Source organism: Halorhodospira abdelmalekii, assembly GCF_016583625.1.
GTDB classification, from domain to species: Bacteria; Pseudomonadota; Gammaproteobacteria; order Nitrococcales; family Halorhodospiraceae; genus Halorhodospira; species Halorhodospira abdelmalekii.
In genome coordinates this window covers 1-24,895 of record NZ_NRRN01000003.1, presented here as the reverse complement: position 1 = coordinate 24,895, position 24,895 = coordinate 1, and the positions used below count along the sequence as shown (strand labels likewise).

At 65.3% G+C, this 24,895-nt stretch carries 19 protein-coding genes and 1 tRNA gene; 10 read left to right on the top strand and 10 right to left on the bottom strand.

Annotated elements, in window-relative coordinates:
* Window positions 1–16: 16 nt before the first annotated feature.
* The 7 genes from CKO15_RS01205 to CKO15_RS01175 all read left to right on the top strand — a co-directional run bounded on the left by CKO15_RS01205 (window position 17) and on the right by CKO15_RS01175 (window position 11,328).
* On the top strand, window positions 17–1,291 hold the full coding sequence (locus tag CKO15_RS01205; RefSeq protein ID WP_200191684.1) for an efflux RND transporter periplasmic adaptor subunit: 1,275 nt from the start codon (window positions 17–19) through the stop codon (window positions 1,289–1,291).
* Window positions 1,288–4,392 carry an efflux RND transporter permease subunit gene (locus tag CKO15_RS01200; protein ID WP_200191682.1) on the top strand — a complete coding sequence of 1,035 codons (3,105 nt, stop codon included), beginning with the start codon at window positions 1,288–1,290 and terminating at the stop codon, window positions 4,390–4,392. Before CKO15_RS01205 ends, CKO15_RS01200 begins: the two co-directional genes overlap by 4 nt.
* A 2-nt stretch (window positions 4,393–4,394) precedes the next feature.
* The gene (locus CKO15_RS01195; protein ID WP_200191680.1) at window positions 4,395–6,131 is read left to right on the top strand and encodes a TolC family protein; all 1,737 of its coding nucleotides are present in this window, start codon (window positions 4,395–4,397) and stop codon (window positions 6,129–6,131) included.
* Window positions 6,132–6,313: 182 nt separating this feature from the next.
* Entirely contained in the window at window positions 6,314–7,396 is a 1,083-nt protein-coding gene (locus CKO15_RS01190; protein ID WP_200191678.1) for a hypothetical protein, read from the top strand.
* Between the two features lie 38 nt (window positions 7,397–7,434).
* Window positions 7,435–8,730 carry a hypothetical protein gene (locus CKO15_RS01185; RefSeq protein ID WP_200191676.1) on the top strand — a complete coding sequence of 432 codons (1,296 nt, stop codon included), beginning with the start codon at window positions 7,435–7,437 and terminating at the stop codon, window positions 8,728–8,730.
* A complete protein-coding gene (locus tag CKO15_RS01180) occupies window positions 8,727–9,719 on the top strand; it encodes a hypothetical protein (RefSeq protein ID WP_200191674.1) in 993 nt (330 codons plus the stop codon). Before CKO15_RS01185 ends, CKO15_RS01180 begins: the two co-directional genes overlap by 4 nt.
* Before the next feature lie 19 nt (window positions 9,720–9,738).
* A complete protein-coding gene (locus tag CKO15_RS01175; protein WP_200191672.1) occupies window positions 9,739–11,328 on the top strand; it encodes a DUF945 family protein in 1,590 nt (529 codons plus the stop codon).
* A 44-nt stretch (window positions 11,329–11,372) separates the two neighbouring features.
* Here the strand turns inward: CKO15_RS01175 and CKO15_RS01170 are convergent, their stop codons facing one another.
* From CKO15_RS01170 to amrB, 4 genes are all read right to left on the bottom strand, one after another.
* Window positions 11,373–12,242: an LEA/WHy family protein gene (locus CKO15_RS01170; RefSeq protein ID WP_200191670.1), complete on the bottom strand. Its 870-nt coding sequence runs from the start codon at window positions 12,240–12,242 to the stop codon at window positions 11,373–11,375.
* A 45-nt stretch (window positions 12,243–12,287) separates the two neighbouring features.
* Window positions 12,288–12,376: transfer RNA gene (locus CKO15_RS01165), tRNA-Ser, on the bottom strand.
* A gap of 42 nt (window positions 12,377–12,418) precedes the next feature.
* Window positions 12,419–13,120, bottom strand: a complete 702-nt coding sequence (gene amrA / locus CKO15_RS01160) for an AmmeMemoRadiSam system protein A (RefSeq protein WP_200191668.1) — start codon at window positions 13,118–13,120, stop codon at window positions 12,419–12,421.
* Between the two features lie 82 nt (window positions 13,121–13,202).
* Window positions 13,203–14,006: an AmmeMemoRadiSam system protein B gene (amrB, locus tag CKO15_RS01155; RefSeq protein WP_200191666.1), complete on the bottom strand. Its 804-nt coding sequence runs from the start codon at window positions 14,004–14,006 to the stop codon at window positions 13,203–13,205.
* A gap of 252 nt (window positions 14,007–14,258) precedes the next feature.
* Between amrB and amrS the strand changes: the two genes are divergently transcribed.
* Both amrS and CKO15_RS01145 read left to right on the top strand, forming a co-directional pair.
* Entirely contained in the window at window positions 14,259–15,395 is a 1,137-nt protein-coding gene (gene amrS / locus CKO15_RS01150) for an AmmeMemoRadiSam system radical SAM enzyme (protein ID WP_200191664.1), read from the top strand.
* Between the two features lie 3 nt (window positions 15,396–15,398).
* Complete coding sequence (locus CKO15_RS01145; RefSeq protein ID WP_338035969.1) at window positions 15,399–17,555, top strand: TonB-dependent siderophore receptor; 2,157 nt, start codon at window positions 15,399–15,401, stop codon at window positions 17,553–17,555.
* A gap of 45 nt (window positions 17,556–17,600) precedes the next feature.
* Here the strand turns inward: CKO15_RS01145 and CKO15_RS01140 are convergent, their stop codons facing one another.
* Complete coding sequence (locus tag CKO15_RS01140) at window positions 17,601–18,329, bottom strand: NBR1-Ig-like domain-containing protein (RefSeq protein WP_200191660.1); 729 nt, start codon at window positions 18,327–18,329, stop codon at window positions 17,601–17,603.
* 349 nt (window positions 18,330–18,678) lie between these two features.
* Here CKO15_RS01140 and glgC point away from each other — a divergent pair, with 349 nt between their 5' ends.
* A complete protein-coding gene (glgC, locus tag CKO15_RS01135; protein ID WP_200191658.1) occupies window positions 18,679–19,950 on the top strand; it encodes a glucose-1-phosphate adenylyltransferase in 1,272 nt (423 codons plus the stop codon).
* 40 nt (window positions 19,951–19,990) lie between these two features.
* On the opposite strand, the gene CKO15_RS01130 is transcribed toward glgC, so the two are convergent.
* The 5 genes from CKO15_RS01130 to cobT all read right to left on the bottom strand — a co-directional run bounded on the left by CKO15_RS01130 (window position 19,991) and on the right by cobT (window position 24,775).
* Complete coding sequence (locus CKO15_RS01130; protein WP_200191656.1) at window positions 19,991–21,088, bottom strand: aminotransferase class I/II-fold pyridoxal phosphate-dependent enzyme; 1,098 nt, start codon at window positions 21,086–21,088, stop codon at window positions 19,991–19,993.
* Between the two features lie 10 nt (window positions 21,089–21,098).
* Window positions 21,099–22,100, bottom strand: coding sequence for a Gfo/Idh/MocA family protein (locus CKO15_RS01125; RefSeq protein ID WP_200191654.1), 1,002 nt, complete (start codon window positions 22,098–22,100; stop codon window positions 21,099–21,101).
* Between the two features lie 91 nt (window positions 22,101–22,191).
* The gene (locus CKO15_RS01120; protein WP_200191652.1) at window positions 22,192–22,947 is read right to left on the bottom strand and encodes an adenosylcobinamide-GDP ribazoletransferase; all 756 of its coding nucleotides are present in this window, start codon (window positions 22,945–22,947) and stop codon (window positions 22,192–22,194) included.
* Entirely contained in the window at window positions 22,944–23,585 is a 642-nt protein-coding gene (locus CKO15_RS01115; protein WP_338035968.1) for a histidine phosphatase family protein, read from the bottom strand. The genes CKO15_RS01120 and CKO15_RS01115 overlap by 4 nt, the downstream gene beginning before the upstream one ends.
* 32 nt (window positions 23,586–23,617) lie before the next feature.
* Window positions 23,618–24,775 carry a nicotinate-nucleotide--dimethylbenzimidazole phosphoribosyltransferase gene (cobT, locus tag CKO15_RS01110; protein WP_200191650.1) on the bottom strand — a complete coding sequence of 386 codons (1,158 nt, stop codon included), beginning with the start codon at window positions 24,773–24,775 and terminating at the stop codon, window positions 23,618–23,620.
* Window positions 24,776–24,895 lie beyond the last annotated feature (120 nt).

Below are 24,895 nucleotides of genomic sequence, written 5' to 3'. Positions count from 1 at the left end.
TAGCAGGAATCAATCCATGAACGGAGCAGTGGTGCGAGCCTTCCGCCGCTACGCGGTCTGGTTGCTCGCGGTGGGGGTGCTGGGTGTTGCGCTGGCACTCTATCTCAATCCAGAGTCGGAGAGCGGCCCTTCGCGGGAGCGCGGTGCGCCCGCGGTGGCGGTCGAAGTCGGCACCATTGAGCGGCGCGACTTGGTCGATATCCGCCGCCTTGACGGCAGCCTGGAGGCGCGTGTGCGCTACGACGTCGCCGCTAAAGTCGGCGGTGAGCTCCGGTCACTTCCGGTGCGCATCGGCGATGTCGTCGAGCGCGGTGCGTTGCTGGCCCGTCTCGATCGACGGGAGATCGAGCAAGAGGTCGCTCAGGCTGATGCGGAGCTGGCGGTGGCGCGTGCCGATTTGGCCGAGGCGCAAGCCGTCCTTGAGCGCTCGCGCCGCGATTTGGCGCGGGTCGAGGAGCTGCGCGAGCGGCAGATCGCAACCCGGGCCGAGCTGGAGGCTGCCGAAGCCCAAGTCACGATCGATGAGAGCCGTGAGCAGCTGGCCCACGCCCGCATCGCACAGCGGCAGGCGGCCCTCAGTGCTGCCAATATTCGTCTGGCCTTTACCGAGGTGCGCGCCGACTGGGAGGCCGACGAAGGGGAGGCACGGGTCGTCGCCGAGCGCTTTGTCGACCCCGGGGCTACGGTCAGTGCCAATGAGCCGCTGCTCTCGCTGCTCGATCTCTCCGAGTTGCGCGCCGTGGTTCACGTCCCGGAGCGCGACTACGGCCGTCTGGCAGCGGGGCAGCGCGCCCAACTGCAAGTGGCTGCCCACCCGGAGCGCCACTTCGAAGCTGAGATCGAGCGCATTGCCCCGTTGTTCCGGGCCGGCACACGACAGGCACGGGTCGAGCTGCAGGTGCCCAACCCCGAAGGCGTGCTGCGACCGGGGATGTTCGCCCGTATCGCGGTCACCGTGGGGCGGGCCGAGGACGTGGTCACGGTGCCGGATGCAGCACTGAGTCGGCGCGGTGGCGAGACGGTGATCTTCTTAATCGAGGAGGGGGACTCTGCGAACGAGACCGCTGCCGATACCACCGATGCCGATGACGGCGATGACGCCGCTGAGACAGCCCCACCGCGGGCGCGCCGGGTCGCGGTAACGACCGGTCTGCGCGCCGATGGACGTACGGCGGTTGTTCCACACGACGAGTCGATCGAGCTGCGGGGGCGGGTGGTGACTGTTGGGCAGCACTTGATCGGTGATGAGGCGAAGGTCGAGATCGTCGGCGACCTCATGGAGGCGCTGTGAAACTCGCGGCCTTCTGCGCCCGACGACCGGTCTTCACCGTCATGGTGACGCTGATCGCGGTCGTGCTCGGGCTGAACTCGCTCGATCGTCTGCCGATCGATCTGTTGCCGCAGATCGACTATCCGACCGTGCGCATCACCACAGCCTACGAGGGGGCCGGCCCGCAGGAGGTCGAGTCGCAGGTCGTCGAGCGGATCGAGAATGCCCTTGCCCCGATCGCCGGGGTCGAGCGCATCGAGTCGATCTCGGCCGAGGGGCAGGGCGATGTCACGCTCTCCTTCGCCTGGGGGACCGATCTGGAGGCGGCGGCAAACGACATCCGCGAGCGCATCGACCGGGTCATGCCGAGCCTGCCCGATGGGGTCGAGCGTCCACGCTTGCGCTTTATCGATATGTCCGATCGGCCGGTTATGGTCTTGGGGCTGGCCTCCGATCTCGATCCGATCGAGCTGCGCACCTTAGCCGAGGACCGCATCCAGGATCGCCTCGAGCGCATCCCCGGGGTCGGTGCGGTCGATATCTGGGGCGGTTTGGCCCGCGAGATCGAGATCGCCGTCGACCGTGGGCGGCTGCATGCGGCCGGTTTGGCGCTCGAAGATGTCCGCGACGCCTTGCGCGATGCCGATTTCGAGGTCGCCGCCGGCAGCCGCGAGGACGATCGCTACGAGCGCGGACTGCGGGTGCCGGGGCGTCTGAGCGATCTCGATGCACTGCCGCAGCTCGTCGTCGGCCGCGGCGACGATGGGGCACGGGTCCGTCTCGGCGATGTCGCCGAGGTGCGCGATACCTACGCCCGCGAGACGCGTCGGATCCGGGTCGACGGTGATCCGGGGGTGCGGCTCGGGGTGCGAGCCCGCACCGACGCCAACACCGTCGCGACGGCGCAGGCGCTGCGTGCCGAGATCGAGCGCATTCGCACCGAGTTGCCGCAAGTCGGTCTGGTGGTGGTGCGGGATACCGCCGTCTACATCGAGCGATCGATGCACAACCTCGGGCGCATGATCCTCTTCGGCGGGGTCTTGGCGCTGCTGGTGATGCTGGTCTTTATGCGCGATCTGCGCGCCGCGGCCGTGGCGGCGGTGGCGATCCCGGTCTCCCTGATCACGACCTTTGCGCTGATCTACTTTGCCGGATTTACCCTGAACCTGATGACGCTCGGCGGGATGGCGCTCGGTGTCGGGTTGATGGTCGATAACGCCATCGTCGTGCTCGAGTCGGTATTGGCGCGCCGCGAACGTGGGATGCCCGCTTACCGGGCGGCGGTCGAGGGGACCTTAGAGGTGGCGCCGGCGGTGACGGCGAGCACCCTGACGACACTGGCGATCTTCTTGCCGCTGCTCTTCCTGGAGGGGTTGGCCGGGGCGCTCTTTGCGCAGCTGGCGTGGGTGGTCGGCTTTGCCCTGGTTGCCTCGCTGCTGGTCGCCTTTACTGTGGTGCCGATGCTCGCCGCCCGCCTGCCGCAGAGTGGGCGGCGGCCGCAGCCGCGCTGGTATCGCGGCCTGGAGCGTGGTTATCGGCGGCTGCTGGCCGGAGCGATGAGTCAGCGCGGGGCGACCCTAGTGCTCGCCGCGGCGTTGGTCTTCTTGGCCGTAGCGCTCTTTCCGCGTCTCGGGACGGAGATGATGCCGGCGACCGATGAGGGCGATATCCGCGTCTCCTTCGAGTGGGAGCCGGGGGTCAGCCTGGAGTTTATGGACGCCCGCATGCGTCTTCTCGAGCAGCAGGTGGCGGCGAAAGTCCCGGAGGCGCGGCACTGGGATTCGAGCACCGGGACAGGCGGGTTCTGGGTCGGTGGCGGCAATACCAGCCGCATCGATTTGACCTTGGCGCCGCTCGCCGAGCGCGATCGCAGCAGTGCCGATGTCGCCCGGGCGCTGCGCGAGGCCTTCGTCGGCAACGTCCCGGGGGCCGAAGTGCGGGTGCGCGATATCGGCATGCGGATGATGCGCGGCGCCGGTGGCGCCGGCGGTGAAGAGCTGAGCATCTCGGTCTTTGGCCATCAGCGGGAGATGATCGATCAGATCGCTGAGCGCGTCGAAGAAGCGATCGGCGGTGTCGACGGCATCACCGACACCTCTTTCAGCGTCGATGACTCGGCCCCCGAAGAGCAGCTGCTGATCGACCGGGTGCGGGCCGCCGACCTGAACGTCTCAGTGACCCGCATCGCCGATACCATTGAGGCCGCTGTCGCCGGAGCGCGGGCCGGTCTCTATCGCGAAGCCGGTGAGGAGGTCGATATCCGGGTGCGCCTGGCCGGCGCCCACACCATCGAACTCGAAGAGCTGCTCGACTTGACGGTGCCGAGTCGCGATGGCGAGTTGATCAGTCTGCGCAACGTCGTGACGGTCAGCAGTGGCGAGTCGCCGCTGACTATCGAGCGCCGCGATCGGCAGCGGGTGACTACGGTTACGGCGAATATCGCCGATCGCGATCTCGGTTCGGTGGTCGTCGATGTGCGTGAGGCGCTGAGTGGTCTGGCGCTGCCGCGTGGCTACGGCTGGTGGATCGGCGGTGAGTACGAGGAGCAGGCCGAGGCGCTGCGACAGTTGACCATCACCCTGCTGCTCGCGGTCTTGCTCGTCTACATGGTCATGGCCTCGCTCTATGAGTCGCTGCGCAACCCCTTAGTCGTCATGTTCACGGTCCCCTTCGCCGGCGTCGGTGCCGTCTTTATGCTCTGGTTGACCGGGACGACGCTCAATGCGCAGTCGTTTATCGGCATCATCCTGCTCGCCGGGCTGGTGGTGAACAACGGCATCTTGTTGGTCGATCGCGCCAATCGCAGCCTACGCGCCGGCGCCCCGCCCCGGCAGGCGGTGCTGATTGCCGGACGACGTCGATTGCGCCCGGTGCTGATGACCTCGATGACGACCGGGCTGGCCCTGACCCCCTTAGCCTTAGGGATCGGTGAGGGGGCTGAGGCGCAGGCCCCGATGGCGCGCGCTGTGCTCGGCGGCCTGCTGAGCGGGACGCTGATTACCCTGGTGGTGATCCCGCTGGTCTTTACGCTCTTCCATAGCCGCTTAAAATCCCGCGTCTATACGCGCTCGCACGCCCGTCCCCGGGCGGCGCTACCGTCTCTAAGGGGGGTTAACAGGTGACGATGGTGCGGAGCCAACCAGTCGCTGTGGTGCTTGCTGCCGCCTTACTGTTCGTCGGCAGTGGCGTCGTTGGCGTTGACGGCCTTAAAGGCGTTGCGACGGCCGCGCCCTTGGCTGCTGGGGCTGCTGGGGCTGCTGGGGCTACCGCCCAGGCCCCGGTGCAGGCTACAGCGGGACAGACGGCCACTGCGGGGCAGGCCGCTGCGGGACAGGCTGCGAGGCCGGCCGCGGGACGGGCCGCGGGGCAGGGTGCAGCTGCAGCGGCGACCGCGGTTGAGCCGCTTGAGCTGAGCTTGGAGGCGGCGGTGCTCTCCGCCCTCGAGCACAACCCGGCACTGCGAGCCGAGCGGCTCGGTCCGGTGGTAGCCGGCACCTTCGAAGAGATCGAACGTGGCGCCTTTGCCACTCAGCTCTTTGCCGAGGGGCGGTATGGGCGTGCCCGAGAGGAGCGGGTCGATGCGTGGAGGGGCGAGCGCTTCGACTTTGAGCGCGATCAGGCGACCTTCGCCGCCGGCGTGCAGCGTCGTCTACCGCTCGGGTTAGATTGGGAATTGGCGGCGACGCAGCGCTTTGAAGAGACCCAGCGCGGCGATCGTCCCGGAGCACAGGCCGCTGGCGGCGGCAGCGAGGAGCTGCACACGACGCGCATTGGGCTGACGCTAACGCAGCAGCTGCTGCGCGGGCGCGGGCGTGAGGTGAATCTGGTCGATGTCCGCCGCGCCGAGCTCGGCGTGCTCGAGTCAGAGCACGAGCTGCGTGGCTTTGTCGCGAGCCTGATCGCCGATGTCGAGACGGCCTATTGGGACTTTGTGCAGGCCGATCGGGCGATTGCGATCTACGAAGAGTCGCTGAGTCTCGCCGAGGAGGAGATCCGCCGGGCCCGCGAACGCATCCGCCTCGGCGATCTCGCGGCGACCGAGTTACCTGCCCTCGAGGCCGAGCGCGCCCTGCGGGAACAGGATCTGATCGATGCGCGCAGTCGACGGGAGCGGCAGCGCTTAGAGTTGCTGCGCCTGAGCGGAACCCCGGAGCAGATTGAAGACGATGTCCCGATTCGTGCCGTCAGTCGGCTGCAGCGCACCCCGGTCGAGCTTTCACCGGTCGGCGAGCACCTGGCACTGGCGCTGCAGCAGCGCCCGGAGATCGAGCAGGCGCGGTTGCAGATGGAGCGTGATCAGCTCCAAGTGACGCGGACCCGCAACGGCCTGTTGCCGCGCTTGGAGCTCTTTGTCAGTCTCGGGCGCAGCGGCTACGCTGACTCCTTCAGTCAGGCCCCGCGCGAGCTCGACGGGCCGAGCTACGACGCCGAACTCGGCGTTCGCCTGGAGCGTCCCTTGACCAACCGCGTGCCCCGCGCCGAGCACGAACAGGCCCGGCTGCAGCGAGATCAGGCCGAGCTGAGTCTGCACAACCTCGCTCGCCTGGTGCGCCACGACGTCCAGAGTGCCCACATTGAGCTGCGGCGGGCACAGGCGCAGATTGCGGCCAGTGCCGCGACCCGAGAGGCGCAAGAGGAGCGGGTGCGCGCCGAGGAGGAGCGCTTTCGCGCCGGCCAGGCGACCGCCTTCGCCGTGGTGCAGGCGCAGCGCGATCTGCTCGAGAGCCAAATCAACGAGGAGGCGGTATGGGTCGATTATCGTAAAGCGCTGATCGAGCTCTATCGCTTAGACGGTACCCTGTTGGCACGCCGCGGCATCGATGCGTTCGCTGCCGAGGCCAATCTGGGCGGCGAGTTTTGATAGAATTGCTCGGCCACCGGGGTTGCTGCTGATGGAATGCCGTAGACGGGGTGCCGTTGATGGCTTGCTCTTGATGGGTCGCCCTTGATGGGCTGCCGTCGATGGGCTGCTGCCAAGCGGGACGTGGTACGCAGTACGCTACGCGGTGGCGCGATCGATTCCAGCTCGATGGGGCCAGACTGATGACAGGGCGCAACCTCTATACCATTCTCTACATCGCGGCTGCGGCGATCTGTGTGGGGATCAGCGTCTATCTCTCCTATTTCGGCTACTACAGCCATCTGCAGGAGTTGACGCTCTTCTTCGCCGTTTTGCTCGGTATCCTGCTCTTTGCTACCGATTTGATGTTTCGCCACTACCGCTTGGAGGGACGCGGGCCGTGGGTGCCGCTCGCCTTTTTTCTGGTAGTGGTCGTCTTTAGCTGGGCGAGCAACTACAATTTCCTCTACACCAGCTTTATGGAGCGCGACGTCGCCGAGCGGACGGTTGTCGAGCAGTTTCGGCTCTTTCGCGACGATTTGACGCAGACGCGACGTGCCCTCGCTGAGCATCCGGTCGTCGCTGAGGTGCAGGAGGAGCGCCGCACCCTGGAGCGCGAGTTGCACAACATCCAGCAGCAGCTGACCGACCCGGTGCGCCCGGGGTGCGGACAGCGCTGTCGGAGCCATGTGGCCGAGATCGAAGCCCTGCTCGGCGAGCGGGTGAGCGACTTGGCCGTGCCGGCGGTCGGTGCCAGTGCTGAGGAGAACGAGGCGTGGTTTGAGCGCTATCGCGAGATCGTGCGCGAGGCCTTCGTGGTCGGTATCGATCCGACCTATCACGAAGTCCGCGCCTTAGCCGAGCAGATCGAGGCCCTGCTCGCTGAGCACGCCGATCCGCTCGCCGCGCTGCGACGTGAATATGAAGAGCGGCGGCGGGCGGTCGTCGAGACGCGCGACTTTGCGATCATCGCCGAGCTGCGCAACCAGTCGACGGAGATCGAGCGCCAGGCCAACGTGCTGCTGCCGGAGTCGTTGCGGGTTGAGCATGCGCGGATTCACTCCGATCTCGATCAACTCGGTGAGATCCCCTTGAGCATTCGCGATGGCTTTATCGAGCGGGCGAATCCGGGGGTGACGGCAGTGACGACACTACTTGCGCTCTTTGTCGACTTTGTACCGGTGCTCTTTGCTTGGCTGATCTTCCGTCCGGAGCCGCGGCGAACACCGGGGCGGCCTGGGTCGCGCCTGAGCTGGCGTGGCCGTGGGCGGGTGGCAACGCCGTAACCTGTCGCTGGATACCGTAATCTGTAGGGGGTGAATTCGTGGCGAGAGCGGACGCGATCTGGAAGCGATTGCGCAAATCGCGTGACAATCCCGATTGGGAGGATTCCTCCGAGCGTGGCGAACGTTCGCGCTGGGCGGAGGATACGATCGAGGGCGAATTGGCCGAGGTCGATGAGGCTGGGCGCGGGTATCGGCGGGACGGCTTCGATGAGAGCCAGATCATCGATGTCGACGATCTTGATGAGATCGACCGTGGTGATGAGGCTGGACGGGAGCGACGGCGAGGGTACGGCGCGCACGCCGATCGCGCCGGGGCCGATGCTGCGGCCCACGGCGGGGCTCACAGCGCGGCCTACAGCGGAGCTCCAGGGGGCTCGGGACGAGCGCAGGCCCAAGCGCATGCGCAAACTGCCGAGCCGGCCGAAGAGGTAACGGTCGAGGAGTGGGTGCGCGAGCAGCGCCGCCGCTTCCCGGGTCAGACCGAGAACTATCTGCTCTCGTTCGGTTTTCCCGGCTCGGGTAAGACGACCTTCCAATCTTTCCTAGTCTACTACCTGACCCATATTGGACCGTTTGACGCCCACCCGCGGATCGCCCCGCTCGGGAGCCCGCAGGGCTGGGACCCGATGGTCACCTTCAATGAGTGGATTCGCCTCTGGCACCAGGGCAAGTTCCCGCCGGCGAACCCGGTCGATGAGAGCGATATCCGCGAGCTCGCCTTCGATATCAAGCCGCTGCAGGGGCGCGAACTCCCTCTCGAGCTGAGCCTGATCGAGGTCTCTGGTGAGTTTATGGCGCGGGTGATCGCCGAGCGTGATCACGACCCCGATCTGGTCGAAGCGGTCGCGGCTCTCTTCGATAACGATCAGATCAATCTCGTCTTGATGTTCATTCTCGATCCCGATCACGGCGATGAGAACGACGTCCTCTTCCAGAATCTGGTCACTTTCCTCGATGTCTACTTCCCTGAGGCGCGCCATCGCATGTCGCTCGGCATCATGATCTCGAAGCCGGAGTCGTCGCTGCAGCGGCTGCAGGCCCGCCACCCCGAGTACGGCCACCATACCGAGCTGCGCGGTCAACTCTGCGAAGACTACGTGCGCCTGATGGCGCCGCGCACCCATCGCATTCTCGACTCGTGGCCGAAGCCGCAGCAGGTGCAGCTGATGACCCTGCACCTCGGTGAGCTCGGCTCGCAGGATGGCGAGCCGCGGGTGCATCGGGTCGACTACACTGACATCGAGGCGATCTTCGGCTGGCTCTATACGCGCTTTACCGGCGCTCGCCTCGGGCCTGGGCTGCTGCAGCAGTTGATCGACTGGTTGCGGCGATGAGCACCGCCCACGAAGCCATCGTCGGACTGGGCCTTTTCGGCACCCAGCGTGGTCTCAGTGCGCGCGGCGGCGGGGCGTTGCAAGGGCTTGAGGCGACCCCGCAGGCGCTCGAGTTTCGCGGCCGCGGCGGCGATACCAGCGCGCTGCCGCGCACCGGCGAGGAGGTCGTCTTTCGGCGGGTGGTGCGGGTTCACGGCGGTCTCTACCACGAAGAGGAGCTCGACATCATCGGCGTGTTGGCCTCAGCGCGCGATGTCAGCCGCCGAGCCGGCTTTCGGGGTGCTTGTGTGGCGGTGCGGCACGCCCGCTTCGATGCCTACAGTGCGGCCCTGGAGGAGGCGCGTCGGCTGCTCGATCAGCGTCCGGAGGCGGCCCTCGCAGAGCTGCAGAGTCTGCAGAGCGCGGCCCACGGTGCTCCCGGGCAAGGTGCCCACGATAAGGGGGCACAGGGTGCAGGCGACTTAGAATTGCTCGGCGGGCTGAAGGACGCCGTGCGGCTGCATCTGGAGATCGGCGTCGAGTCGCCGGATGAGCGCATCGAGGAGGGGCTGCGGCAAGTGGCGTGGCTCGATGCCCACCACGGCGCCACCATCTTGCTCTTCTACGCCCCGCGGCCCGACTCCCGGCCGATCGACTGGGCGCTGATTCGTGAGTGCCGCGAGCGCAAGCAGGCTGAGATTGAGCACATCGAGGCGGAGTTTCACCACGTCTACGAGCTGCGTCTGCGCGAGCTGGAGCGCGAGTATGCGCAGCAGCAGACGGCCCAGAGCGAGGGCGCAACGACGCCGGTGGACTCAGCTACCGATGCTGCTGAAGCTGTTGATACCGACTTGCTTACCGAACTCGAGCACGATCTGGTGCAGTGGATTAAACGAGTACGGCAAGCGCAGCAGGCGGTTCGATGCGCTGCGCAGCAGACCGCGCCTGGGAAGACGGAGCAGTCGGCCTCTCAGAAAGGTGAGGCGGATCAAGCAAGCGACGTGGGCTAAGGGGAACTAAGGGGAACCTATGAAAAAGGCCGTGGTGGGGGTCGGCGTAGCGTTGCTGTTCGGTCTCTTGCTGCTGACGCTGGTGGGCGGCTATGGGGTCGGCGGCGGGCTTGAGCAGCGTCTCAGTTCAGCGGTGGCCGAGTTTGATGCCGAGAGCGACCAAGTCACTGTCGAGGTGGTGGAGTTTGACCGTGGGCATTGGTCATCCCAAGCGCAGCTGCGGATCGCGCTCTCCGGCGAGGTGGCGGCGGAGTACCGGCGCGAGGTCGGCGCCCCCTTCGCCTTCGAGGTGCCGCTGACCATCGAACACGGCCCCCTGCTGTGGGAAGCGACCGGGCCGCGTTTTGCCTGGGCGCGCGCCTCCGGCGATGTGCGCTTGACTCCGGGGACGGTCGCTGGCGTTGAGCAGGCGAGCGGGGAGGTGATGCAGTGGCGGGTGCCCCTCGATGGCTCGCCAGCTGAGCTAGAACTGCGATTCGGTCTCGGCGGTCAGCTCGACGGCCGCCTCACGCTGCGCGATTTTTCGGGTACGGTGGTTGAGGCCGACGGCGAGCGCTTGGCGTTGACCCTGGCCGATGTCGAGCTGCGGCACCGCTCGGAGGCGGCCGGTGAGCGCTTTTTCACCACGGTGCGGGGCGCGGAGCTCGGCTATGCGTTGGGTGCTGCGGGGGGGGAGAGGCAGGGAGCCAGTGATCGCGGGCAGCTGCGTGACTTTGTGCTCAGTATCACTGGTGAAGCCCATCCCTCGGGGCTGTGGCCCGGCGGGCTGGAGCTGAGCGCAGCCGAGTGGTCGCTACATAGCGGTGGGCTCGGTCATGACGGTGCGCGTGGCGGTCTGCCGGCGCTCGGCTGGCAGGGAGAGGAGGTTGCGCTGCGCTATAGCCTGGAGCTGGCGCAGGAGCGGGCGACCCTCGGCGTCGCTGCGGACTCAGGGCCGCTGCGCTGGTGGCTCGATCGAGAGGAAGTGCGGCTGGCCGCAGCACAGCTGCGTGCGACCTTAAGCGAGGTCACGGCAGAGAGCCTGCTGTCGGCGAATCGCTTGCTGCAGGAGTCCGACGGGCTTACGGCCTATCAGCGTGATCGTCTGGCGCAGGCGGCCATTTCCGAGTTTATCAATGGCGGCCCACGGCTGCAGGTCGATACGCTGCGCTTGGTCGGTGAGCACGGTGCCGGGGAGTTGAGCGGTCGGCTCCAATTGACCGAGCGCTCGAATCGGGTGCTCAATCCCTGGGCGATTCTGGAGGGGGCCGATCTCGATGTGACGCTTCGGATTGATGAGCGTCAGCTCTTCGCGCTGCTCGGGGCTATGGGTGCAGCCGTTGAAGATACGACCGGGCTCGGGGGCGAGTCTGGGGTCGAATTAGGGATTGGGCAACCCGACCAACCTGGGGCCGAGCTTGGAATTGAGGCCGATGAGGCCAGAACTCAACCTGTAGCCAGGCCCGGCGGGCAGTGGCAGCAGATCATTGAGGAGGCCGTTGCAGCAGGCTACATTGAGCGCCAGGACGGTGTCTTGAGTTCGCGTCTGCGGTTTTCCGATGCGCGCTTGCGGATCAACGACCAACCGGCTGAAGAGCTAGTCTTGGCGCTGTGGGCGGCCTTCCTCTAGGCCTCTCTCTAGGGGGTAAGGGCTCGATTCTCGAAAGGCTCGCCTCAAAGACCGAGCCGCCCCTCCCACTGCAGCGGTAGGGCGTGCTTTTCGCCGCCCCCCGGGAGCTCTAGCGCTGCATCAAGGGCGAACGGGACGTTGCCACCACGGCGCAGATTGCTGAAGAGGGCGGCAAATTCAGAAAAATCGATATCGACGCTGAGGTCTTGGCTCTTGCGATCGCCGCCTGAGAGCCTGAGTCCCTCCAGGGTGTTGCCGCTCGCAACGCTTCGCCCATCGAGGGCGAGTGCGTAGCGCAGCTGCTCGATATCGATCGGGAAGTCGTTCGGGTTTTCGATCTCAAGCGCCATCTGCACCTTCGCGCTGCGCAGGCTCATCTCCTCAATGCGCAGATTCTCGACGCGCAGCCGCGGCATGCTCGGCAGACGCAAATCGCCGCTGTGGTCGTACGGCACCGAGAAGAGCCCAAAGTCGAGTTCGCCACGGAGCCGGTAGGCAGTCTGCTCCTGCCGCAGGAGAGTCCCGAGGTTGGCCCCTAGATCGGCGAGATCGCTAAAATCGAGCTGCAAGGGCAGCCTGATATCGGCGCTGTCGCGCCGCGGCAGACGCACGCGCTGATCGCTCGCCCCACGGATCAGTCCCCGGTCATTCAAGTCGAGCTGGTAACTGAGTCCTGCCAGCGACAGCCCGAGCGCGTTCGGGTTGTGAGCTGTCAGATTGAGATCGAGATCGAGCCCTTGGGACGAGAACCCTGTAACCTCGAATCCTTTGACGGAGACTTCAGGCTCTTGCACCCGATCCTGTAGTGCGGCACAGGCGGAGAGCAGCAGCAGCGCCACGACGACGAGACTCAGCGCTCCGGCTCTGCCGCCGCCGATCTCGTTCCACCGTCCCCACAATCTGCGGTGCTGCATGCAATAGGCCGAGAGCTTTTTTAACTCGTTGATTATAAGGGAATGTGGCGGAAGGGGAGGGATTCGAACCCCCGGTGGGCAGGGCCCACAGCTGATTTCGAGTCAGCCGCCTTCGACCTCTCGGCCACCCTTCCTAGACCGGCCATTTAGCCAGAATCGCCGCGTGCTTGCAAGTATCACTGCGGTTGTTGCGGCGGCGGATCGACAAAGGTGACCGAGCGGTAGCGTGCCACCTGCAGGGTCGGCGACCAGTGATTGGGCGGTAAACTCGCCTTCGCCTTTAAATGCGTCACAAAATCGAGCGGATCGGGCAGGCTCTCCCAAACCGCCGGGAGGAATGTTGCCCGCCGCAGGCCATCGCGCAGAATCAGGCCGTCCTCGCCGGGGCGCAGTGCGTTGAGCAGTTCCTGCTGGCTGTTGACCAGTAAGGGCTCCGGCTCGCTGAGTACCGCGACCTTGATGGCCAGGGTATCGAGTTCGGCGCGCTGAACCGGCGGAAAGCGCGGGTCGGCCAGGGCGGCCTCAAGTGCCGCGCTCAGTGCGCTCTCAATCAGTGGCTGTTTAGCGAGAAGGGTGCCCATGCAGCCGCGCAGTTCGTTCTCTTCGCCGGTCTGTCTCTGCTGCGCCGTCTGCCTCGGCGGCTGTGCCCGTCGTCCTTGCTCTTGCTGCTCTTGCTGCCCTAGCGCTGCATCGCGAGTCCCTTCCGTCGTTGCTTCCGGGATGCGGTGCAGCGAAACGAAGGCCGCTGCCGGGCGCATCAGCGCATCCGGTAGCTTGCTGGCGGGCGGCAGATCGCCGCCGGTCGTGAGGCGGTAGGCGATCGCTTGGCGCGCGAGCTTAGCGAGCAGCCGACCGTGTGCGTTGTCGATATCGAGCACTGCGGTGTTGCCGCGATGCTTACCTTCTGACTCCCCAGATTCTCCGGCTGGCCAGCCAGTCGAAGGGGGGTGAGCGGAAGACTTAGTGGAAGACATAACTGCCATACCCAACCACGGAGCTGCGATCACCCGTGACATCGGCAGAGCTGCAGCGCGTCACAGTAGTGGCCTGTAAACCTTGCTGTTGAGCGAACCAAAGCAGCCCGCGCACGGGACCCGCTCCACAGGCCCCTTCCCCGTCAATGCGTTGATAATCAAGTCGTTCGATGGCTGTCGTCGTCTCCTGATCGAGGCGTTGGGCGGTCTCACTATCGTGGAAGTGGCTTAGATCGGAGCTGACTACGATCAGCGTCTCATCGTCCCAGAACTGCTCGATCAGTCGGCCGCACGACGGTGCATCACTGCGGCCGACAGCTACCGGCAGTACATCAAAGTGACTCAATACGACCTGCAAAAAGGGCAGGTGGACCTCAATGCTGTGCTCTCGGGCATGCGGGTGGTCGTCGGCGCGAACATCAGGGTGGGTCAGAGCCTCGGTCCGCAGCGCCTTGCTGACGGTGACTTCGCCGAGCGGGGTCACAAAGGCGGCAACGGTCGGGACGGCCAGTCCGGCCAAATCGCAGAAGTGGGCGGGTCCGAGCAGCACGACGTGGCGAAAGCGGTGACGAAAGGGGTAGACCTGTGCATAGCCAAGCGCCGCAGCGCTGCCTGAGAAGGGGTAGCCGGCGTGGGGGAGGATCATGGCACGAGGCGGTTTCTCCGGGCAGGGGCTGGCATCTAGGCCCTCTCTGAGCAGCGCCGTAACGGAGCGCTCAAGCTCGCTCGCCTCACTCGGATAGAAACGTCCGGCTACTGCAGGCGGTCTGATTGGAACCGGCTCTTGCATGGCCCTCACTCTCCTGGCCGGGATGGTTGCCGCGGCCTCTACGTGCCTCCCTCCAAGATGGCCATTAACCTTCTCGAAGGAGGAGTCAGCCTCTGTGCGCTGCTACGAGCACTCTAAAACCAGAGCACTCGACCGGCCTTGCTCACACAAAGTCCAGTATGCCTTACTTATGGATTCTACCCTACAATCAACCTACTTGGTTAGGCTAGAGTTTTCTGTCAACTGGTGTCCTCTCCAGCGAGGCGGTTAGTGATGCGCGAGCGTGATCCGCACGATCCGGCAACGGTTGCCACACGCTACTGGCAGCGCCTAGACGATGGCCGCCTGGAGTGTCAGCTCTGTCCGCGCTGTTGCCGTCTGCGCGAGGGACAGCGCGGGCTCTGTTTTGTGCGCGCTGCCCGAAGCGGTGAGCGAGGCGGTGAGGTGGTGCTGACGACCTACGGGCGCAGCAGCGGGCTCTACCTCGATCCGATCGAGAAGAAACCGCTCAATCACTTCCTGCCCGGTACGGCGGTGCTCTCGCTCGGGACTGCCGGCTGCAATCTCTTTTGCAAGTTCTGCCAAAACTGGGAACTCTCCAAATCGCGCGAGTTGGCGCGCCTCGCCGAGCCGGCCGAGCCGGAGCAGATTGCCGAGGCGGCGGTGCGCTATGGGGCGCACAGCGTTGCCTATACTTACAACGATCCGGTCATCTTCCATGAGTACGCCATCGATACCGCCGCGGCGTGTCGGGCGCGGGGCATTGACTCGGTGGCGGTGACTGCCGGTTATATCTGTGAAGAGCCGCGGCGCGAGTTCTTTGCCGCGATGGATGCGGCCAATATCGATCTTAAAGCCTTCAGCGAGCGCTTCTACCGGCACTTAACCGGTGCCCAACTGGCTCCGGTGCTTGAGACCCTTGAGTACGTTTACTACGAGACCGATGTTTGGTTGGAGTTGACAACGTTGCTCGTCCCCGGCGAGAACGATAGCGATCGTGAAATCGCTGGGATGGCGCGCTGGGTGGCCGAACACCTCGGTCCGCAGGTGCCGATGCACTTCACCGCCTTTCACCCGGCCTTCAAGATGGTTCAGGCGCGGGCCACCCCCATCGAGACGCTGCGGCGTGCCCGGCAGATTGCCATGGCAGAAGGCGTTCGTTACGTCTACATTGGCAACGTGCACGATCGTGCCGCTTCGAGCACCTATTGCCACCACTGCGGGGCACTGCTGATCGAGCGGATCGGCTACACTCTGGGGGCGTGGCAACTCGATTCGGCAGGGCGCTGCGCGCAGTGCGCGACACCGTGTGCCGGAGTCTTCGCGGCACGGGGGCCGCACGTGTTGTGCCAGAATGGTGAACAGATCGATGTGCAAAACCCGTCAGGGTTTACGCCTAGGGAGTGGTAGTCAGTGGGACATAGGCGACGACGTCAGAGAGGCATCAGGCAAGATGCGCGGTCGAAAGACATTTCATGCGCGTTCATCTGCGCCTGTGGTTTCTCTCTTTTGGCCCCGCTTTTGGCCTCGCTTTTGGTCCCCCGTGAGGCGCTTGCCGCGGCTGCGTACCCCATTGAGTTGCCGAGGCTCTACATTGAGGCCCCGCTTGGGCGATCGGCTGGCGAAGCGCTCCCGCCCGCTACCGAAGCGGTGACCGATCGCCCAGGGGTGGGCGTGAGCCGGATCGACCGTGAAACGATAGATAGACTCCGACCTGAGCGTGTTGAGGAGCTGGCCTTTATGGCCCCCGGGGTCCATCCCGGTAACATGCACGGTGGTCTGGAGACCGCTCTGCGGGTGCGCGGCTTCGATTTGAGCCGGCCGCGCTGGAACGGGCAGCCCGATATCCACCGGCTCTTCGTGCGCGATCTCTACACCGTCGAACGGGTGGAACTGCTCAGCGGGCCGGATGCCGTCACCGAAGGGGTCACGTCGCCGGGCGGGGCGTTGCGCTACACCGGTAAGCGGCCACACTACACCCCGCACCACGAGATCGGGGTCGAGGTCGGTGAGCCGGCGCATCGGCGGCTGCTCTTCGATAGCACCGACGCCCTGCCGGGGAGTGAGCGGCTGGCCTACCGGTTCACCTTGGCGGCACAGGATGGCGAGACCGACCCCGGCGATCGTTCTGCCCGTCGCTACCACGCCTTGGCAGGTCTGGCCTGGCACTACCATCGCGACGGCGAGTTGCGCTTAGAGCACGAGCGGCAGCGCAACCAGCAGCCTTTCAACATGGGCACGGTTATAACCCCCGATGGTCCGGTCTACGATGTCGTCTATCAGGGGGCGGAGCAGGAGAGCGTACGCGACTATCGCCGCTTGGCAGCCTATTGGGCACACCGCCTGAGCCCGACTCTGCAGCTCTCAGCGCAGTGGGCACGAGCTCGAGTCGAGCGCGATGAGACCTTAATCGGTTTTTTCACCGGGGGGCAACTGCCGGTCACCGACGATCTCGGCGGCTACTACGCTGAGCTCGACGACGACTATAGGCAGGAGGATGCCCGTCTCGGGCTTGATTACGAGCGGCCGTTGTGGGGGGTTGAGCAGCAGCTGGCGGTCGGTCTCGATTACCACCGCTCGGAGATCGACTTTCGCCGCTGGCAGAGTTTCCGCGCCTACACCGTTGCGCTCGATCGCCCGCGCCTCGATGAGGTCGATGTCGAAGAGCTCACCCTCTTTGGTCAGTATCGCCCAGAAGAGAGTGAGCGCACGGGGGCCTACTGGGCGCAGCGTTGGGGAGAGTCTGAGCGCTGGCAGATCGGCTACGGCGTGCGCTACACCCGCTACGAGGTGCGTGCAGCGGCCGGAACGCCTGATGAGCCGCTGGAACTGCAGCGGATGGTCGACGACGACCACATCACTTGGCACATCGGGGCGCTCATCGGCAGTACGCAGGCCCATTTTTTCGCCAACACCGGTACCGGTATGGAGTTGACCGGGCGCTACGATGTCGATGGCGAGGCGCTGCCGCCGATCCGTTCGCAGGTCTACGAGGCTGGCTATCAGGTGCGCCTCGACTCTGCGGCTGCTGAGCAACGTGTGCGGCTTACGCTCTTTCGTACCGAGCAGGAAGATATCCAGGGGCCGGCAGGGGGCGATCCGCTAGCCTTTACTATCACCGGTGACCGGCGTACCAGTGGTGTCGAGGTACTCTATAGTCTTGATTTCGGCAACTGGCAGGGAGAGTTGACGCTGGCTGAGCAGCGCGGCTACGACCAGCGCCTGCAGGCCGACGGGGTCGCTCAGCGAGTCGGCTCGACCGATCTGCCCGAGCGACAAATCGGCGGCATGGTGAGCTACAACTTGCAGCGGTATTTGGCGCAGCCGCTGCAGCTGTGGTGGGCTAGTGAATACGTCGATCAGCGTTTGGTGGGGCACGATGGTGAGGGGGGCGAGGTATGGGTCGAGAGCTATTGGCGGCACGACATCGGGGCGAGCTACCGGTGGCCGCAGCAAGGGCCGCGGCTCGATCTGCGGGTGCGCAATGTCACCGACCTGAGCTATTTGGCGGGGATGCGGGTGCAGGGCGACCGGCGCAGCGCTAAGCTCGCCTTGACGCACGCCTTCTAGGGTGGCTCAGGCTTGGCCCGCGTGGTCCCCGGTTTTTCTAGGGGCTTATTGTGGGCGCTGGTGGGGCGACTTGATGAGTGTGGCGGCGTCGCCCCTATTGACTGCGGCTCCAAAGGGGGTAACCACGGAGACCTGAACCCAGATGCCGCGCGACTCTGTAAAGCAGAGGCGGCCGTCCTCATAGGTCATCTTCCAGTAAGAGATGACCGTGCTCGGTGCGCTCGGCGCGGTGAAGCCGACTTCGACGGTGACGGTTTGACCAGGGTAAGTGGTGGGAATGGGAACTCGCGGCTGCTCCGGGATCAGCGATTGGGCAACCGGCACCTCGCGTCCGGCGTCGATGGCGACGAACTGAACCTGTCTGTCCTGGCAAGCCAGGAAGCGGTCCTCCCAGACCTGTTCGCCGACGTTCTGTATCGTCCACGCCTTACGAAAGCTCTGCCCGGCGAGCACCTGACTGCCGTCCGGGTAGTTGTCATCGCGAATGAAGGCGCTGCCGTCGGTGCCGGAGTTCACTTGTGCAGGATCGGCAGACTCTCCGGTCTCGTACGCGGCGCCCGGCTCCTCCCTGAAGAGAAGCTGCAGTAGGCCTAGTGGGTGGACCTCAAGCACCCGGGCGATGCGAATGAGCGTGCCCACGCTCGGATGGTGGCCCGGTTTCCAGATTCCGTAGAGGGCCTGCCGGCTCATACCGGCGCGCCGGGCGAGCTCTGAGAGCGCCAGCCCCTGCTGCCGCGCTAAGCGCCGGATGTAGAGTTCCAAGTCTTTTTGCATGGCCCATTCCTCCGGCCCCCCATCCGAGATCATGAAGAATTTCGTGAAGTTGTCAAGCGATATGGACAGGCGGCACAACCAGGCAGGCGGTAAGGGCGCTATAATCGACCCCAGCGTTGCACGTTGCTCAGCGGGGCTCGGCAGAGCTTGAGACAGGGCAGTACAGGTCGCGGACGAGGGCATTCGGTACCGGTCTGTTGTGTTCGCGACGGGGGGCTGTACTGCCCTGTCTCAAGCTCTGCCGGGGGTGGTAAATTGCCGCACCTCGGGGTGCGCGGTTCGCAGCATGCCTGTAGCATACGGGCTCGGCTCGTGGCCGTCTGGACTCTAGTTCTGCTCCGGAGGTGGCATGTTCCTAAAGCGCGACCCGCGCTTCGTCAGCCGTTTAACGCGCGATACGCTGGCTCTGATCATGGCCGGGGGGCGGGGTGGGCGCCTCTCAAGCCTGACCGACTGGCGCACGAAGCCGGCGATCCCCTTCGGGGGGAAGTTTCGCCTGATCGACTTCCCGCTGTCGAACTGCATCAACGCCGGGATTCGCCGCGTCGGCATCTTGACTCAATATAAGTCGCACTCGCTGATTCAGCATGTACAACGCGGCTGGGGCTTCCTACGTGGCGAGTTCGGCGAGTTCGTCGAGTTGATTCCAGCCCAGCAGCGGATGGACAAACCGCTCTGGTACGCCGGTACGGCCGATGCCGTCTACCAGAACATCGACATTATCAAGGCGCACGAGCCGAGCTATGTGCTGATCTTGGCCGGTGATCACGTCTATAAGATGGACTACGGCGCGATGATCGCCCGCCACGTCGAGTCTGACGCCGACGTCACAGTTGGGTGTGTGCAGGTCGATCTGGAGCAGGCGAAGGCCTTCGGGGTGATGAGCGTCGAGGAGAGTGGGCGGGTCACGGCGCTGACCGAAAAGCCCGCCGAACCGGAGCCGATGCCCGGCAGTCCCAATCAGGCGTTGGTCTCGATGGGGATCTACGTCTTCAATCGCGAGTATCTCTTTCGGATCCTACGCGATGATGCGGAAAACTTCTCGAGTTCGCGCGATTTCGGTCGCGATGTGCTGCCTTCGGCCATCGCTCGCCATCGTGTCCACGCCCATCCCTTCAGCGATCCGGTAACCGGGAAGCAGGCCTACTGGCGCGACGTCGGTACGGTCGATGCCTTCTATCACGCCAATCAGGAGCTGGTGCAAGAGGAGCCGGAGCTCGATCTGCACGACGATGAGTGGCCGATCTGGACCTATCAGGCGCAGCTACCGCCGGCGAAGTTTATCCACGATCAGGAGGGGAAGCGCGGCATGGCGATCGATTCGATCGTCTCCGGGGGGAATATCATTGCCGGTGCCGAGGTGCGTCGCTCGCTGCTCTTTTCGCAGGTCGTCGTGCGGCCCGGGGCGGTTGTCGAAAATTCGGTGATCCTGCCGCAGGTCAAGATCGAGGCCGGGGCGCGTATCCGCAGGGCGATCATCGACGAAGGGTGTCGCATCCCCGAGGGGATGGTCATCGGCGAGGATGGGCAGCGCGATCGCGAGCGCTTCCACGTTAGCCCCGGCGGGGTGGTCTTGGTGACGGCCGAGATGCTGGGCCAGGAGGTCGCGCACGTCCGTTAGCGCCGCGACCCTCTCTGTTAGGGTGCAGCAGTTAGAGCGGTTAGAGTGCCGCGCGCAGCGACTCGGCAACCTGGGCGATCCGCTCCTGCCCCATTCCCGGCCACATCGGCAGACTAAGAACCTCGCTGCACGCCTGCTCGGCAATCGGGCAACTCGCCTGTAGTGCAGCGTAGACCGGTTGCCGGTGGACCGGCACGCTGTAGTAAATCATCGAGCCGATCCCTTGTGATTGCAGGGCTTGCTGTACGGCATCGCGGGCGCCGTTGCCGATACGCACCGTGTACTGGTGGTAGATGTGCTCGCCGTGCGCGGCGACCGGCGGGCACGTCACTGCCGGGCAGTCGCCGAGCAGCTGATCGTAAGTCGCCGCGATCGCCTGGCGCTCGCGATTCCACCCGGCAACGTGCGGTAATTTGACCTGAAGCAGCGCGGCCTGCATCGCATCGAGCCGTGAGTTGTAGCCGATCATGCTGTGGTGATCGCGCCGATTCGAACCGTGGAGGCGCAGCAGTCGGCACTTTTCGGCGAGCGCATCATCGTCGGTGGTGATCATTCCGCCGTCGCCGAAGCCGCCGAGGTTCTTGGTCGGATAGAACGAGTGCGCTCCAGCATCGCCCAAGGCTCCGAGGTAGCGCTCGCCCTGTCGGGCGCCAAAGGCCTGTGCGACATCCTCAATCACGACAAGCTGGCGTTGCTCGGCGAGTGCTCGGACCGCCTCCATATCGACCCCTTGCCCGAAGATATGCACCGGCAACAAGCCCTTAGTGCGTGGCGTACAGGCCGCCTCTAGGGTTGCAGCGGTGACGTTGAAGGTCTCCGGGTCGATGTCGGCAAAGCGCGGGGTCGCACCGACGAGGCTGATCGCCTCGGCGGAGGCAAAGAAGGTAAAGGGCGAGGTGACGACCTCGTCGCCCGGGCCAACGCCAGCGGCGGCGAGGGCAATGATCAGGGCATCGGTGCCGCTGTTTACGCCGATGGCGTGACGGCAGCCAAGATGCTCGGCGACTGCCTGCTCGAAGCGCTCCACTGTCGGGCCGAGTACATAGGCCCCGGAGGCGAGCAGTTGTGTGGCGGCTGCCTCCAGCTCTTCCCGAAGGGCGTCGTATTGCGGTCGCGGATTATAGATCGGGATCTGCACGCCAGCGCTCCTATGTGGGGTCGTCGTTGCGGCGTAACTGTTGCAGTTGTTGTCCGGCCTGCATCAGCACGTCGATAACGGCAGCACCGCAGCGCCCATCGCTGCGACACGTCTCGCGCCGCTCTACGCAGGCCAGAAAGTGCTCCATCTCCAGCCTTAGCGGCTGATCGTGGCCTCGCTGAATGACTTCGCTGCCGCGGTCGCTCGGGTTGAGGTCGCCGTCGACGCCTTTGCGGTGCAACGTCACCACCTGCTCAATCTCGTCGTACTCCAGCATGCCGTCGCTGCCGACGATCATCAGCCCGCGATCGCGATTCGGCCACAGCCATGAACAGTGCAGATGCGTCTGTACACCGCCGGCGTAGGTGATATGGAGATGGACGTCGTCTTCTATGGCCGGCTGCAGGAGGCACTGCCCGTGCGCCGTTAAGCGTTCGATGGAACGCTCGCCAAGCAACAGCCGCTGCACAGCAATATCGTGTGAGCCGAGGCACCAGAGGACGTTTTCGTGGTCACGAACGCGGCCGAGGCCACGGCGGCGTTGATGGATGCTGTGGAGTTCGCCGATCTGACCAGCGGCCAATGCGTCGCGCAGCCAGACGATAGCCGGTTGAAAGAGCAGCAGGTGACCAACCATGAGCAGACGCTGACGCGCCTCAGCCAAGGCAACGAGCTCCCAGGCGGCGTCGGCTTGCAGCGTCAGCGGCTTCTCGACGAAGACGTCCTTATCGGCCGCAAGGGCGTCGTAGGCGATGGCGTAGTGGGTGGCGACTGGAGTGGCGATCACCACGGCGTCAATGGCCGGGTCATCAAGTGCGGCCTGATACTCCGCGTGAGCCGCAACGCCAGGCGCCTCGGCCAGCATTGCGTCGCGGTGTTCGCGACAAGGGTCGACAATCGCCCGCAGCGCGCCGAGCTGCTGCAGATTGCGAGCGAGGTTGCGGCCCCAGCCGCCGGTGCCGATCACGGCCACTCGGGGGGTGTCGTGCGATGCGTCAGCTGTCGTTGCCATGGTGTTTGCGCAAAAGTGAAAGACGCGACAATGTAGCAGAAGGGCGCCGCGCGTTGAAGCGGGGCCGTGAGGTGGCAACCTTATTGGGTTGTTATTGGGTTGCGGCAATGAAAGCGACGGCGCTGAGAAGGGCCGTGGCCTCGATCAACTCGACACTCGCCCCCGCAGTGTCGCCGGTCGTGCCGCCGATGCGGCGGACCATGGCGTGCTGCGCGATCACCAAGGTCAGCAGAGCCACCAAGAGTGCAACGATGCCGGCCCAACCGGTCAGCACGGCCACGGCCCCGCTGAGCAGTGCCGCACTGCTCAGTGTGGGCAACGGTGGCGCGTAGAGTGAGAGCACCTCGCCAAGGCCGCCGGGGCGAACGTAAGGGGTCGTTAGCAGCAGCGCCGTCAGGCCGGCTCGGGCAACGACCGGGGCCAGCAGCAAGAGCAGCCAAGCCCCGGCCTCGAGCAGCGCGAGCACGGCTGCGCACTTGAGCAGCAGCAGCAAGATCAAAGCGGTGACACCGGCCGGGCCACAGGTCGGGTCTTTCATCAGTGCCAGGGTCTGGGTGCGGCTGCCGATGCCGCCGACCCAGGCATCGGCCGAGTCGGCCAGCCCATCTAAGTGAAGGGCGCCGGTGATCAGCACCCAGGCGATCACAATCAAGAGCGCCTGGAGCGGAGTCGGCAAAAACATCGTAAGCAGTGCTACGAGCACCAGCAGCAGGCCGATGACCGCGCCGACAAAGGGGTAGGCGACCAGCGAGGCGCCGCTTTCGCGCTCGTTCGCCGGGGTAATCTCAGGCGCTGGCAGCCGGGTTAAGAAGGCCAGCGCGATCCAGAATGGGCGTACCCAGTTCACCGTTCACCTCGAGTCGCAGCACTGCGATTGTGGAAATAGAGTGTGGGCTCGGCGCCCGGTTCCAGACGCAGTCGCGTCAGTGAAGCGTACGGCACATAGAGGCGATTGAAGCCCTGCAGCGGCAGGCCGAGAAGATGAGAGATCAGGACGCGGATGAGGCCGCCGTGGCCGACGATCAGCAGGTGCTCACCGCGGTAGCGCTCGGTGAGTGCCGCCCAAGCGCTTGTGACCCGATCGCAGAAGGCGACCATCGGTTCGGCGTTCGGCGGCGTATGGCGCAGCGGATCGGTCCAAAACCGGGCTTGTCCCTCCGGGTCTTGAATGGCCAACTCGGCCGGAGAGAGCCCCTCCCAGTCGCCAAAACCGATCTCACGAAAGCCAGGCTCGCAGTGGAGCGGCAGCCGATGGGTGGCGGCGAACTGCTCGGCAAAGGCTCGGCAGCGCTGCAGCGGCGAGCTGACCACCCCGGTGAGCAGCTCGGGCTCGAGGACAGCGGCGTGCATCTGCTGCCAGCCCGCCTCGCTCAGTGGGTCGTCCTGTGCACCGCGGTAGCGGCGGCCACCGACCGGCTCGCCGTGGCGCAGCAGATCGATCCACAGTTCATCTCCCTGTAGCGGCGGGCGTTCGGCATCACTCACGTGCGCGCTCCTTGATCATTGCTGTTGCATTATTATCGGCGGTTGTCGCTGTTAGGGGAGTTGTGAGTCGGGGCGGTTTGACGCTCCGCGCCGTTACCGTCACCGCCGGCCTGATCGCCGGCTTGATGGACCCCGGCTTGCGCGAAGGTCGCCATGTCGCGGTGGATGGCGCAAGCGAGGCGCAGCAAGGGGAGGGCGGCAGCGGCACCGCTGCCCTCGCCAAGCCGCATGCCGAGATCGAGCAGCGGCCGCCCGCCGAGTGCGGCGAGTATGCGATCGTGGCCAGGCTCGGCGGAGCGATGCCCGTAGAGCATCACCGCGCGGGTGCCGGGGCGCAGGCGTTCGGCGAGCAACGCGGCGGCGGCGCTGATAAAGCCATCAAGCACCACCGCGATACCGAGTTGGGCACAGCGCAGATAGCTGCCGGCCATTGCCGCGATCTCCAAGCCGCCGACCCGGCGTCCGGCCTCCCATGGGTTGCGCAGGGCTGCAGGGTTGCCGAGGTCGTCGCGGTGGAAAGCGAGCGCGGCAGCGATGGTTGCCGTCTTGTGGCGCAGCCCCGCCGGGTCGTGACCGGTGCCGGGGCCGACCAGGGCGCTGGCTGGCTTCTCCAGCAGCGCGGCGCTCAGGGCGGCCGCTGCCGAAGTGTTGCCAATCCCCATCTCGCCGGCGATCCAGACCTGCACCCCTTCTGCCGCGGCAAGATCGACCGCCTCGCGGCCGCAGTTCAGAGCGGCGGCGAACTGCTCAGCGCTCATCGCCGGGGCGCGGCGCATATTGGCCGTCCCAGGGGCGATGCGGGCGTCGTGGATCGGCCCGGGGAGCGCGCCGGGCCAGCGCGTGCCGACATCAACGACGCGCAGCGGGGCGCCGAGGCTCTTGGCGAGGACAGAGATGGCGGCCCCACCTTGGATAAAGTTCAGCAGCATCTGCTGAGTGACGATGCTGTCGACTGCCGAGACCCCCTCGGCGGTGATCCCGTGATCGGCAGCAAAGAGGCAAAAGTGGGCGGCGTCGGCGGCGGGATACTCCGTGTGTTGAATCGCTGCCAAGTGGGCCGCGATCTGCTCTAGCGCACCGAGCGAGCCGGGTGGCTTGGTTAGCTCGCGCTGCCGGGCGAGGGCCTGCTCAAGGTGGGCGGGGCTCGGTTGACGAAGTGGTTCGCTCTCAATCCAGGCTGCTGCGCTCACGAGTAAGGGGCTCCTGAGTGGTTCTTAAGCGCTTCTTAAGCGGGCTTCAAGTTGAGCGGGTCTCAAGTAAGCTCTTATTCTTAAACGGTTCCAAATTGACGCCGTTGGGGAGGGCGGGGG